16 protein-coding genes, 1 tRNA gene and 1 pseudogene are annotated in these 11,462 nt (G+C 71.9%); 8 read left to right on the top strand and 10 right to left on the bottom strand.

Annotated elements, in window-relative coordinates; translation table 11 throughout:
• Positions 1–64: 64 nt before the first annotated feature.
• Complete coding sequence (locus ACFWP3_RS35200; protein WP_384229385.1) at positions 65–238, top strand: hypothetical protein; 174 nt, start codon at positions 65–67, stop codon at positions 236–238.
• A gap of 155 nt (positions 239–393) precedes the next feature.
• Positions 394–906 (top strand): universal stress protein, encoded by a 513-nt coding sequence (locus tag ACFWP3_RS35195; protein WP_384229383.1) that lies wholly within the window; start codon positions 394–396, stop codon positions 904–906.
• 45 nt (positions 907–951) lie between these two features.
• Here the strand turns inward: ACFWP3_RS35195 and ACFWP3_RS35190 are convergent, their stop codons facing one another.
• The 4 genes from ACFWP3_RS35190 to ACFWP3_RS35175 all read right to left on the bottom strand — a co-directional run bounded on the left by ACFWP3_RS35190 (position 952) and on the right by ACFWP3_RS35175 (position 3,193).
• Positions 952–1,167: a hypothetical protein gene (locus ACFWP3_RS35190; protein WP_384229380.1), complete on the bottom strand. Its 216-nt coding sequence runs from the start codon at positions 1,165–1,167 to the stop codon at positions 952–954.
• Between the two features lie 217 nt (positions 1,168–1,384).
• The gene (locus ACFWP3_RS35185) at positions 1,385–1,765 is read right to left on the bottom strand and encodes a hypothetical protein (RefSeq protein WP_384229378.1); all 381 of its coding nucleotides are present in this window, start codon (positions 1,763–1,765) and stop codon (positions 1,385–1,387) included.
• A complete protein-coding gene (locus ACFWP3_RS35180) occupies positions 1,762–2,349 on the bottom strand; it encodes a TetR/AcrR family transcriptional regulator (protein WP_384229375.1) in 588 nt (195 codons plus the stop codon). The genes ACFWP3_RS35185 and ACFWP3_RS35180 overlap by 4 nt, the downstream gene beginning before the upstream one ends.
• 64 nt (positions 2,350–2,413) lie before the next feature.
• Positions 2,414–3,193 (bottom strand): aminotransferase class IV, encoded by a 780-nt coding sequence (locus ACFWP3_RS35175; RefSeq protein ID WP_384229372.1) that lies wholly within the window; start codon positions 3,191–3,193, stop codon positions 2,414–2,416.
• 216 nt (positions 3,194–3,409) lie between these two features.
• Between ACFWP3_RS35175 and ACFWP3_RS35170 the strand changes: the two genes are divergently transcribed.
• The 3 genes from ACFWP3_RS35170 to ACFWP3_RS35160 all read left to right on the top strand — a co-directional run bounded on the left by ACFWP3_RS35170 (position 3,410) and on the right by ACFWP3_RS35160 (position 5,246).
• Positions 3,410–3,613, top strand: a complete 204-nt coding sequence (locus tag ACFWP3_RS35170) for a cold-shock protein (RefSeq protein ID WP_328929665.1) — start codon at positions 3,410–3,412, stop codon at positions 3,611–3,613.
• Between the two features lie 348 nt (positions 3,614–3,961).
• Positions 3,962–4,783, top strand: coding sequence for a helix-turn-helix domain-containing protein (locus ACFWP3_RS35165; protein ID WP_384229368.1), 822 nt, complete (start codon positions 3,962–3,964; stop codon positions 4,781–4,783).
• A complete protein-coding gene (locus tag ACFWP3_RS35160; RefSeq protein ID WP_384229366.1) occupies positions 4,671–5,246 on the top strand; it encodes an HD domain-containing protein in 576 nt (191 codons plus the stop codon). Before ACFWP3_RS35165 ends, ACFWP3_RS35160 begins: the two co-directional genes overlap by 113 nt.
• A 54-nt stretch (positions 5,247–5,300) precedes the next feature.
• On the opposite strand, the gene ACFWP3_RS35155 is transcribed toward ACFWP3_RS35160, so the two are convergent.
• From ACFWP3_RS35155 to ACFWP3_RS35140, 4 genes and pseudogenes are all read right to left on the bottom strand, one after another.
• The gene (locus tag ACFWP3_RS35155; protein ID WP_384229417.1) at positions 5,301–5,978 is read right to left on the bottom strand and encodes a class I SAM-dependent methyltransferase; all 678 of its coding nucleotides are present in this window, start codon (positions 5,976–5,978) and stop codon (positions 5,301–5,303) included.
• Positions 5,973–6,170, bottom strand: a pseudogene (locus tag ACFWP3_RS35150) (PASTA domain-containing protein); the annotation flags it as partial. The pseudogene ACFWP3_RS35150 and the gene ACFWP3_RS35155, both read right to left, overlap by 6 nt.
• 80 nt (positions 6,171–6,250) lie before the next feature.
• The gene (locus ACFWP3_RS35145) at positions 6,251–6,856 is read right to left on the bottom strand and encodes a hypothetical protein (protein ID WP_384229363.1); all 606 of its coding nucleotides are present in this window, start codon (positions 6,854–6,856) and stop codon (positions 6,251–6,253) included.
• 191 nt (positions 6,857–7,047) lie between these two features.
• On the bottom strand, positions 7,048–7,983 hold the full coding sequence (locus ACFWP3_RS35140) for a LysR family transcriptional regulator (protein ID WP_384229361.1): 936 nt from the start codon (positions 7,981–7,983) through the stop codon (positions 7,048–7,050).
• Between the two features lie 133 nt (positions 7,984–8,116).
• Here ACFWP3_RS35140 and ACFWP3_RS35135 point away from each other — a divergent pair, with 133 nt between their 5' ends.
• From ACFWP3_RS35135 to ACFWP3_RS35125, 3 genes are all read left to right on the top strand, one after another.
• Positions 8,117–9,349 carry an MFS transporter gene (locus ACFWP3_RS35135; RefSeq protein ID WP_384229358.1) on the top strand — a complete coding sequence of 411 codons (1,233 nt, stop codon included), beginning with the start codon at positions 8,117–8,119 and terminating at the stop codon, positions 9,347–9,349.
• A 14-nt stretch (positions 9,350–9,363) separates the two neighbouring features.
• Positions 9,364–9,440: transfer RNA gene (locus ACFWP3_RS35130), tRNA-Met, on the top strand.
• Positions 9,441–9,659: 219 nt separating this feature from the next.
• Positions 9,660–9,956 (top strand): hypothetical protein, encoded by a 297-nt coding sequence (locus tag ACFWP3_RS35125; protein WP_384229356.1) that lies wholly within the window; start codon positions 9,660–9,662, stop codon positions 9,954–9,956.
• 76 nt (positions 9,957–10,032) lie between these two features.
• Here ACFWP3_RS35125 and ACFWP3_RS35120 read toward each other — a convergent pair whose 3' ends face one another.
• Positions 10,033–10,668, bottom strand: coding sequence for a VOC family protein (locus tag ACFWP3_RS35120; protein WP_384229354.1), 636 nt, complete (start codon positions 10,666–10,668; stop codon positions 10,033–10,035).
• 138 nt (positions 10,669–10,806) lie between these two features.
• Positions 10,807–11,148 (bottom strand): YciI family protein, encoded by a 342-nt coding sequence (locus ACFWP3_RS35115; RefSeq protein ID WP_384229351.1) that lies wholly within the window; start codon positions 11,146–11,148, stop codon positions 10,807–10,809.
• Between the last annotated feature and the right edge of the window lie 314 nt (positions 11,149–11,462).

Here is an 11,462-nt window from a genome sequence, read left to right as displayed (position 1 = left end):
AAGACGCCGCCAGGAATCCCGCGGCCTTCTCGCCACGGCGGGGGAGCCGGGGGATTCTGACGCCGTGACCACTCGCTCGCGCCCCGACCGCGCCATCCGCCGGGCCGTACTCGGCCTCGGGTCCGGCGGCCTCGCCGTCATCGCCACCGGCGCCTACCTCGACGCCCTGTGGCTGCTGGGCCTCGGCGTCTGGGCCGTCATCGTCGCGATGCTGATCGAGCTCGTCTACCGGCCGTAGCCGGGCGCGCCGGCAGCGCCGGGCGGCATCCGGCCGGCGTCAGGAGGCCGTCAATAATGCGCGACTCCGCGTGAGAAGCCCGTCAACAGCCGTACTCCACCGCCCGCCGCGGCCCTTCCATGGAACCTTGCGGACGACGAAGACAGGGAGACGCCGTGCGAAGAGTCGTGGTCGGTGCCACGGGCACCCCGGGGAGCCTGGCCGCATTGCACAGGGCGGCCGCGGAGGCCCGTGTGCGCGATGCGGAGCTGTGGGTCGTCCTGGCCTGGCAGTCGCCGGGCGGTGAACTCGGGAGCCGCAACGGCCTCGGGCCCTCCGTCCTGGCGGAATGCCGCTCCGTGGCCGTCGGCAGACTCCGCGAGGTCCTCGACACGGCGTTCGGCGCCGGGAAGCCCGGAGCCACCCTCGCGGGCCTCACGGTACGCGGGACTCCGGGCGCGGCCCTCGTGGACACGGCCCGCGACCCGGAGGACCTCCTGGTCGTCGGCTCGGGATCCCGCGGCGCGCTGCGCCGCTTCGTCCGCCCCTCGGTGGCCCGCTACTGCCTCGCGCACGCCGCCTGCCCCGTCCTGGTGGTGCCCCCCTCCCCGCTCCAGGCCGAACTCGACGCGGCGCACCGCCGCAACTTCTGGAGGATCCCGCTGGACCCGCGGGAACTGGCCGGCTGAGCCCCGTCCCGGTGCGGTGACCGGCCGGCCCGTCCCGCCGACCGGTCACCCGCCGTGCCGGTGGGCGTTGCGTTCCGCGGCGGCATGCCACCACCCGGGCGGAGAGGTGCCGGCCGCCGCGGCGGTGGGCTGGTCGGGATGGAGCCCGAGCGGTCGCAGCGCGCTCGCGTGGACGCGGACGTCGAACCAGCCGTGCCAGCGGCCGTCAGGGCCGATGCCGCAGGCCAGATCCCACCGGATCAGGTCAGGGGCGAAGGGCATCCAGTCGATGCCGCGCTCGCGCAGTCAAGCGCGAACAGCCGCCATCGGCACGGGGCGGCCCGGCAGGTTCTCATAGGCCGCGACGGTGATCCAGTCGGTGCTCGACGTGTCCATGGCACCCATGATGCCGGACGGACCCTGCCGCGGAGCCCCGCGGGCCCCCGCGGGGTCACGGGCGGCGCGACAGGGCCAGTGCCGCATCCCGCCGGGGCTGTCGCTACGCGGCGCCCGCCGCTGTCAGCACCGCGACCGGCAGGAGCAGAATCCACTGCGGCAGCCGGAGCAGTGGCCTCGGCCAGCCGACCGACAGGGTGATGACCAGGAAGGTGACGGTGTACGCGAGGAAGTGCGCGGCCACGAACCACGCCACCGGGCCGGTCGCTGACGTATCGTCCGCCAGCGCTAGGTAGACCAGGGCGACCGCGGAGAGCACCAGATCGACGCTCACCATGTGCCACACGGCATGGAAGACGCGCTTGGGTTCGTCCGCCAGTCCGCTGGACAGCAGCGGGCGCACCACGTCCCGGTGCCCGGCGACGAGGTGCGTTGCGGCCACACCGAACGCGGTGATGCCCGCTGCGAGGAGCCAGCCGTTCATCGGATCTCGATTCCCTTGGCTATGACAGCAGCCAGCCGGCCGGCCAGCTGGGGGTCGGGGTGCTCCCCGACCAGACCGACGTGGAAGAACACGGCTCCCGCCAGCGTGTCCAGGACCAGATCCACGGGCGTGTCGGCCGCGATCTCCCCGCGCACCACGGCGCGTTCGAAGACGATCAGCAGCTGCTCCTTCGACGGGGCCAGGAAGTCGCCGCGGATGCGCGCCTTCAGCACCGGATCGGCGGCGAAGTCGGCGAGCAGCCCCGGCAGCGCCGCCGCGGCGGCAGGCGCCTGGAACTCGTCGACCAGATCCCGCAGCAGTGCGGTCAGATCCCCGGCCAGCGTTCCGGTGTCCGGGACCGGAGCCTGGTCGGTGGTCGTGAACACGGCCTCGAAGACCAGCTCCGGCTTGCCCCGCCATCGCCGGTAGACCGTGTCCTTGCCGACACCGGCACGCGCGGCCACCGCCCCGATCGATGTCGCGGCATAGCCGACCTCGACCAGCAGCTCTGTGGCCGCGCTGACGATCGCCTCGTGCGACCGGGGATCCCTGGGACGTCCCCTGGAGGACGGGAAGGAGCTCATGCGCTTTACGATACGGGTCGACCCGTTTGGTAATCAACCCCCCGTCGGCATGTCGCCGGACCGCTCAGAGCCGGTCCAGCGGCACGCCCGCGTACGCCTCCCGCAGAGCGGTGACCACCGGGTCGTCGGTGCGGAACACGGCATCGTCCACCGAGGCCACCGGCCGCACCCCGATGGCCGTGTTCGTGGCGAACGCCGCCCGCATGGACCGCAGCAGGCCGTCCGTCACCGGAGCGGTGACATGCCCGCCGTGGGCCGACCGCAGGAGCCGCATGGTGATCCCCTGCAGTACGTCGGCCTCCGGCCACACCACGGTCCCGGCCGCGTCCACGAAGCCGATGTTCCAGGTGCAGCCCTCCGAGACCAGCCCGTCGGCACCGGTGAACAGCACGTCGTCGAACCCGGCGAGCCGGGCCCTGCGCCGCATCCACAGCTGCCCGAAGAGCGCCACGTGCTTCACCGCCGGCACGTCACGCCGGTAGACGAGCCGCTGCACCCGCAGCGGGTCCGCGACACCTCCCGCGGGCCGCGTCGTGACCAGCACGGAGGGGCGGACCTCCCGGTCGGGGGCGGCCAGGTCCAGCCCCGGCCCGAACACCGTGACACGGACGGTGAGCCGTCCCTCGCACCCGCCCACGTCCCGCCGTACGCACTCCCGCACCCACTCGGCATCCAGCCGCGCGCCGAACACCGTCCGGCAGTCTTCGACCAGTCGGTCGAGGTGGAGCGCGAGCCCGCGCACGGCGCCGTCCTCCACGACCATGGTGGTGAAGTGCCCGTAGTTGGTGAGTGCCAAGGCCTGCATGTCGGCGAGGCCGGCGGGGGAGCCGTTCAAGGTAGCCATGCCCGCAGTCTGCCGCCGCGGGCCTGGTGAATCGCCCATGCCTGATATTGCTCTCTGGTGAGACGTGATTCCTGCGTGTAGTTTCAGCACAAGCTGTCGTGGTTCGCAGTACCTGCCCGCGCCCTGGCGTGGGCGTTTTGCTGTGCAGTGCCGGACCAGGGCGATCACCTCCGGGTCCGCGCGGTGCGGATCCGACATCGACTGAGAGGCTCGAGCATGGCCAGCGGAACCGTGAAGTGGTTCAACTCCGAGAAGGGCTTCGGCTTCATCGCCCAGGACGGCGGCGGACCGGACGTCTTCGCGCACTACTCCAACATCAACTCGACCGGCTACCGCGAGCTCCAGGAAGGCCAGGCCGTGACCTTCGACATCACGCAGGGCCAGAAGGGCCCGCAGGCGGAGAACATCACCGCCGCCTGACACAGCCGCAGGCGACTCCGCCCCGGACCACGCGCTCCGGGGCGGAGCCCGGTCCCCTTCGCCGCCGGTCGGGCTCTGGGCTGGATATAGGGCTACGGCTCGAGAACTGCCTGCGGGATAGGCTGCGCAACCGTGAAGCGGATCGCGAACTGCTGTGGGACCGGGCCGACACCGTGATCTGGCTGGACTATCGCAAACGCGTCATCATGCCCCGCGTACTGCGCCGCTCCTTCCGGCGCACCATCACGCGCGAGGTTCTGTTCGGCGGCAACAGGGAGGCCTGGACGGGCCGGCTGAGCCGGGAACACCCCGCCTGGTGGCCCGGGCGCGATCCGGGCGAAGGAGCCAGTGGCACCCGCGGTCAGCGCCGCGCTCGCCGAGGCGGCAGCCCGGGGCAGCCGCATGGTGTCCATCTGCCTGGGCGCGTTCGCCCTCGCCGCCGCCGGCCTGCTCGACGGCCGACGGGCCACCACACACTGGCAGTACGCGGCAGCACTGGCGCAGCAGTACCCACGGGTGACGGTGCAGGCGGAGGCCCTGTACATCGACCTGCCGATCGCCCCCGACCCGGACGACGAACCGGCACCGGTGTACGAATGGGCCCTGCGCAACCTCCACCAGCCGCTCACCGTCGACCAGTTGGCGCGGCACGCCGGCATGTCGCGCCGCACCCTCATCCGCCGCTTCCACGCCGACACCGGCCGCCCGCCCATGCGCTGGCTGCTCGACGCGAGGCTCGGCCTCGCCCGGGAACTCCTGGAAGCGAGCGACCTGACGGTGGAGGCGGTCGCACGGCGCTGCGGCCTGGGCACCCCGGCCAACTTCCGGACCCTGTTCAAAGCCAATGTCGGAGTACCGCCCCGCGCGTACCAAGAGCGTTCAACTCGGCCCCGCCGAGCACGGCGTGAAACGAGCCGTGCCGGACGCGTGGCACGAATCTTGCGCCAGGTGTCACGCACACAGCTGCCGGGGCCGGACCCGGGCCGTCTAGCCTGCGCACATGGACTTCTCGCTCGACCTCCCGACCGGCCCCTTGGCCGAAGCCGTCGTCTCCACGGTGCGCGACTCCGTCACCACCTCCGTCTTCAACCACAGCGTGCGCAGCTTCCATTTCGCGCAGCTGCTGGCCCAGCGCGAAGGATGTCTGGAAGACGCCGCGTACGACCGTGACCTGCTGTTCGCCGCAACGGTCCTGCACGATCTGGGTGTCGGCAATCACGCGAAGGGCGAAGCCCGTTTCGAGGTGGAGGGCGCCGACCTGGCGGCAGCCCTGCTCCAGGAACACGGCACGCCCGCGGCGGACGTCGACCGTGTCTGGGAAGCGATCGCCCTGCACACCTCCCCTGGCATCGCCGAGCGCCGCGGGCTGCTGAGCTACCTCACGCTCGAGGGTGTGGGGATGGACTTCGGGCGCCGAGCGGAGCTGTCCGCCGCACGGCAGGAGGAGATCCACGCCGCCTACCCCCGCCTCGACATGGTGCGTTCGCTGGTCGACGCCATCGTGGAACGGGCCGCCCGGTCGGACGCCGCGGCGCCGCGCTACTCCCTCGGCGGCGAACTGCTGCGCGAGCGTCAGACCGACGGCGTGACAAGGATGGAACTGGCGACCGCCTCGTCCCTCTGGGGCGCGTAGCCGTCCGGCCGAGTCTCTGCTGTCGGTGGGGCTGCCCCCGCAGCAGGGCCCTCGCTAGCGGTCCCGCGCCCGCATCAGAAGATGACCCCGGCGGTACCGCTCTCCTTCGAGGGGCTCGCGCAGCATCCGGCCGACTTCGACGAATCCGGCCTCGCCCGCCAGCCCGGCGAGGGCGTCGATCGGCCAGCGGTAGGCCGTCGTCACCTTGTGGTCGAAGGCCGCCACCGGTCCGCCCTCGGATTCGAAGAAGGCGAGCAGGAGCGTGCCGCCCGGGGCCAGCACCCGGCGGAATTCCGTGAAGTACGACGGGATTTCCCGCGGCGGAGCATGAATGACCGAATACCAGCAGACGATCCCGCCCAGCGTGCCGTCGGCCTGCCCCAGGGCGTCCATCGAGCCGACCTCGAAGCGCACACCGGGGTACGCCTCGCGGGCGAGGCCGATCATCGCGGGCGACAGGTCGATGCCGAACGCGTCCAGCCCTAGCTCCCGCAGATGCGCCGTCACATATCCGGGGCCGCAGCCCAGCTCCGCGACGGGCCCGGCGGCAGCGGTGGCGCGCGTGAGATCGGCGAACGCGGCCAGGACCGCGCGGTCCAGCGGCAGGCCGTCGAGCGAGTCGCGGACGAGGTCCGCGTAGAGGACGGAGACGGCGTCGTAGGCGTCTGCGGTCGCACGGAGGTACGAGGGCACTTCCCTGAACTCGATGACCAGGGAGCCCCGGCGGCGCATCCGGGACCCGGGGGCCGGAGTCTGGGCGGTGACCTCCCAGACTCCCGGCCACGTCAGTGCCCCCACCGGAGGCCCGTCCGGATCGGCGGCGGCCAAGACCACCCCTGCCTCCCACGCGACCTTCCGTGCGTCGGTGACGATCAGCCCGACCACGTCGGGAACCGTGACCTCGTCGGCCGTGCTCGGGCCCATCCAGCTCATACAACCCCCCAGCGTGCAGCATCCCGCTGATGCCCTGCAGAGGATAGGCCCCAGCCGGACCCGATCCGCCCTCAGGGGCGAAGACCGGCCTGCCTGAGTGCCACCCGGGACAGGTCGCCGATGACCTGCTCGTCCCCCCGGCGCCAGGCGTCCGCGAGACCCCCCGGTGGAACGGAGACCGCGGCGAGGTCGGCCACCGGCCCGGTCAGGGCACGCAGCGCCAGCAGGTCGGCGCCGCCGGGAGCGTCAACCAGGCCTCGGATCAGCGCACTGCGCCGGATCCAGCGCAGGCGCGGGGGAAGCCACAGCGCCAGCACCACCGCCACCGAGACGACGAGCAGCGCGAAGGTGGTCAGGTCGGCCGCGCGGCCCACCGCGTCCTGCATCGACTGCCCGGCATCGGAGAGCCCTGTGCTGGCCTCGGCGGCTGACTGCAGCGGCTTCTTCAGGATGCCCCCGACGACCGGTACGTTCGAGGCCGCGTTCCCGGCGTCGCCGAGGCCGGACGCCAGACTGCCGCCCGCGTCCTCCACCTTCCGCCCCGGCTCGGCCAGCAGCATGATCGCGTCGTGGACGGCCAGCGCGAACGTCACCGCGGCCGCCAGCAGGGCCACGGCGATGAGATCGGCGAGCACCTGCCGGAAGCGACGTGCTCGGGTCTGGGCGTAAAGGCGCATCTGCGTGCTCCTGTTCCGGCGACACCAGCGGACAAGACCGGTCGGCGACCGGGTGAGGCACGACAGCCGTGGCAGCAAGCCCCGGCCCGCCGCCCGACCGTACGTGACACCTGCCCCGTCCGGGCACGTTCACCTGTCGACGCGAGTCGCCGTCCGCCGGTCGGCCACGATGCGCGAAGACGCGACGGAGTTCAGCGCGGGATCACCCAGCCCGGCGTCCAGGTCCCGGCGGCTCCGTGGCCGCCCGCCGCGGCGGCGAGGTGGGTGCGGAGGGCAGGCAGTGCGGGATGGGGGTTGTCGCGGTGCCACAGGAGCGAGTGCGGGTAGACGGGCGTCGGATCGGTCACCGGGATGCGGCGCAGGCCGTGGCCGGCGGGCCATACGAGGCGGGTCCGCTCGCCCATGAACGTGGCCAGGGCCGGGGTGTCGGCGATGGTGTCCAGGAGCGCGTCGGAGCCGAAGTTGGGGCCGGTGGCCTCGATGGTGAGGCCGAACTCGGCGGCGGCGTCGGCGTAGTAGGCGGCCCACTCGGTACCGGGGACGATCCCCGGCATCCAGATCCGGTGCCCGGCGAGCTGCCCGAGGGTCACCGACCGGGCGCCCGCCAGCGCATGGGCCGGGCCGGTGAGGAGCTGGAGCGGCTCGTCGAGTACGCGGACGGACTCGATGTCCTCGGGAAGGGGCCGGCCGGGCACGGCGACGGCACGGAAGGACGCGTCGATCGCGCCGGAGCGGATGGCGGCGACGGCCGTCTCGATGTCGAACAGCATCACCACGTCGAGGTCGATCTCGGGGTGCGCGCGGTGGAAGTCGCGCATCAGGCCCGACGGCGCGACGCGCGAAGCGATCACGTCGACGCGCAGCGGACGGCGGCCGGGGCGCACCGACGCGGCCGCGCGCTCGGCGACGCGCAGCAGCTCGCGCGCGTGCGGCAGGAACGCCTGCCCGTCGATGGTGAGCTCGGCGCCGCGCGCGGTACGGGTGAACAGCCGTACGCCGAGGCTGCGCTCCAGCGTGGCGATGCGCTTGGAGACGGCCTGCTGGGTGACCCCCAGCTCGGCGGCGGCCTGCTGGAACTGTCCCGCATCGGCGGCGGCGGCGAAGGTCCGGACGGAGTCGAGGTCCATACCGACACCGTACGACTACAACCCACAGTTGTGGCTGGTCGCTCACATGGTTGTTTGACCCCCGCTAAGGCACTCGATTTGATGCTTCCGATCGCGGATCGGTTGTGCGGGTGAGTGGCGAGGGGCCGTGGACATGAAGAGCGGGCACCGCCTCGGGCGGAGCTTCGGATGGCTCTGGGGAGCGTACGGAACCAGCGCGCTCGGCACGTGGCTCGCCTTCGGAGCGTTCCCGCTGATCGCCATCCAAGCCCTGCACGCCGGCCCGGCGGAGGTCGCCGCGCTCGCCTCCGCGGGGGCCATGGTGGGCGCGGCCGTCGCGGTGCCGCTCGGTCCGTGGGTGGAGTTCCGCCGCAAGCGGACGGTACTGATCACGATGGACCTGGTGCGGTGCGCGGCGCTGCTGACGCTACCCGCCGCCTACGTGCTCGGCGTGCTCACCTTCCTTCAGCTCCTGCTCGTCTCGATCGTCGTCGCCGCGGCCGACATCACCTTCCGGGCCGCCTCCGGCGCCTACCTGAAGACGCTGCTCCCGGCCGAGGACCTGCTCGTCGCCAACGCCAGGTTCGAGTCCACGACCTGGACGGCCACCGTCGTCGGCCCGCCGCTGGGCGGGGTGGCCATCGGGCTCCTCGGTCCCGTGGCGACGGTGGTGGCCGACGCGGTCAGCCATCTGCTGTCGGCCCTCGGCATCCGCGCGATGGGCGGACACGAGCCGCCGCCCGAGCGCCGGGAGGCCACGCGGATGCGGGTCGCGGACCTGTTCGACGGCTGGCGGTTCATCCTCGCCGACACTGCACTGCGCCCGCTGTTCTTCAATACCGCCCTCTTCAACGGCCTGGTCATGGCCACCCAGCCGCTCCTGGCCGTCCTGATGCTCGGCTCGCTCGGGTTCGCGCCGTGGCAGTACGGCCTCGCGTTCGCCGTGCCCGCGATCGGCGGGCTGCTCGGATCGAGACTGGCCCGGCCCCTCGTCACCCGGTTCGGCCAGCACCAGGTCCTGGTCGTGTCCGGAGCGCTGCGCGCGCTCTGGCCCATCGGCCTGGCCTTCCTCGGCCCGGGCTTAGCGGGGCTGCTGCTGGTGATGGGCGTCGAGTTCGGACTCGTCTTCTGCTGCGGGGTCTTCAACCCCGTGTACGCCACGTACCGCCTCGAGCGGACCCCGGCCGACCGGGTGGCCCGCACGCTGTCCGCCTGGGCGGTGACGGCCAAAGCCTCGACCGCGCTCCTGACGGCCCTCGGGGGCCTGCTGGGCGTCCTGCTCGGCCCGCGCACGGCCATCGGACTGGCGGGCGTGCTGCTGCTGGCGACCCCGCTTCTGCTGCCCGCCCGGGAAAGGGTGGTGAAGCCCGGGCCAAAGGTGCCGTAGGGTTAGGGCAACGACGCGGGGTGGAGCAGCTCGGTAGCTCGCTGGGCTCATAACCCAGAGGTCGCAGGTTCAAATCCTGTCCCCGCTACCACTCGGAAGGGCCCGGATCCTCAGGATCCGGGCCCTTCCGCCGTACGCGACGGCCGATGGCCGGGTGGCCGGTCCAGCGCACCGGGTAGCCGACTCGTGGGGAGGAGTCCCCGGTCGTACGGTGGTGAGGGGGACCGGAACCGGCACCCACGGCGAGTGCGCCGTCGGAGTCTGCGCCGTCCGGTCGAGACGACCGCACACCGAGAGCAGGTGCATCCCTTTGCGCACGTCAACCCGCACGTCGACCCGTACGTCGACCCGTATCGCCAGTGTCCTCACCGGACTGACCCTAGCCCTGGGCGGAGCGGCCCTGGCCGCACCCGCCGCCCACGCGGACGTGAGCGCCTGCATCAACGCCGTCGAACGCGAACTGCGCGGCGGCGAGGCCCCGGAGTCCGTCAGGACGGCCTGCTCCGCAGGGGTCAACGGCTACCACGACCAGTGCGTGTCCGGCCTGACCAAGGGCGGCGTCACCAACGGCACCGCGGTCAGCGCCTGCCGGGTGGCCCCGAACTAGGCCCTGACCAGGTCCTGCCCTTTCGGCCAGGAGACCTCGGCCGGCCGGCTGCTCCCGCGGGGCAGTCGGGCCCCGGTCAGATCGTGACCGTGCCGTGGGCGGTGGCGAACTCGACCGAGACCAGGCCCGGTTCCTCATCCTCGACCCAGGTGACGTCGATCTGGTCGAGGGGGTGGTCGGCCGGTTCGCCGAGGAATTCGGCGATGGAGGCGGCGTCGCCGCCGATGGAGACCCCGTGGATGGTGGTGGAGGTGCGCGGGTCGGCGCTCGGACGCTCCTCGATGGGCACCAACCACTGGAGGAAGTAAGGCAGTTGCGGGTCCTCCAGCAGTTCCAGCAGGCCGATCTGCTTCCACCTCAGGTCGAACCCGTCGGGGCGGACACGGTGGCCCTCGGCCGAGGTGCGGCCGAGGCGGGCCTCGACCGGGGTGATGTCGTCGACGGACACCACCCAACCGAGCCAGCCGCCGCCCTCGGCGGCGCGGCGCGCGACCGCCTGGCCGAAGGGTGCGCGGTCGGCGGCGGGGTGGTCGAGGGTGGTGACGACCTCGACGTAGGTGCCGCCGCTCAGCGGAAGAATGAAATTGCGGGTGCCGAACCGCGGGTGCACGCCCCCGTCGACGAACCCGGCGCCGAGGGCCGACCCGATCCACTGGACGGTCGAGGCGAAGCTGTCGCGGGCCACCGCATAGGACACGTGATCAAGTCGCACCGCGCCATCGTCACCCGACAACCCGTACAAATCCCGACGCCACGCCCGCTGCCACAGGATTTCGACACGGCAGGACGGGGCCGAACCCGCTGCGTCGACGCTCCGTCTCTCCGATCAGGTGGTCAGGTGGTCAGGTGGTCAGGTGATCGGGTCGTCGGGCATGATCTCGCGTACCTCCTGCGCGCAGCGGCACGCGCCAGCGAGCTTGGCGGCCCATTCCAGCGCGTCCTCGCGCGTGGGCACATCGATGATCGAGAAGCCGCCGAGCACCGCCTTCCTCTCCGGATACGGCCCGTTGGTGACGGTCCCGTCGGTGGCCACGACGCTCGCCCGCTGCCTTTCCACCCCACCACCGAACACCCACACACCGGCCTCCTGAGCCTCGCGCACCACCTCGTGCGAGGCGTCGGACACCTCCGGCAAGTCCTCTGCGGGGATGTCCATCGCGCCGTCATCGAACGAGATCAGATACCGCGTCATACATGACTCCATGACTCTCTTGCCGGAAGCGACTGTTCTCGTACAGTCTGGGGTCCCAGTCCTCCTCGGCCATGCCGGCCATGCGAAAGGCCCCCGGCCGCCCCGCGTGCAGGCGGAGTGGCCGGAGGCCTCAAGTCGGTGGCGAGGAAAGCGAAGGGACTAGTTCAAGGAGTGTGGAGAAGGAAGCCCCTTCATGGCCTCGCCACGGCTACGTTAACAGCAATGCCGTTGACATAGGGGTGATTTGGCGGTTCAACGGATAGCAGGGGGTGGTGTCCGATGGCTGCTCGGGTGGTGGATCGGATCGGGTTGGG

The sequence above is a fragment of the Streptomyces sp. NPDC058525 genome (genome assembly GCF_042719495.1).
Taxonomy (GTDB): Bacteria; Actinomycetota; Actinomycetes; order Streptomycetales; family Streptomycetaceae; genus Streptomyces.
This window is presented reverse-complemented; position numbering and strand designations above follow the sequence as displayed.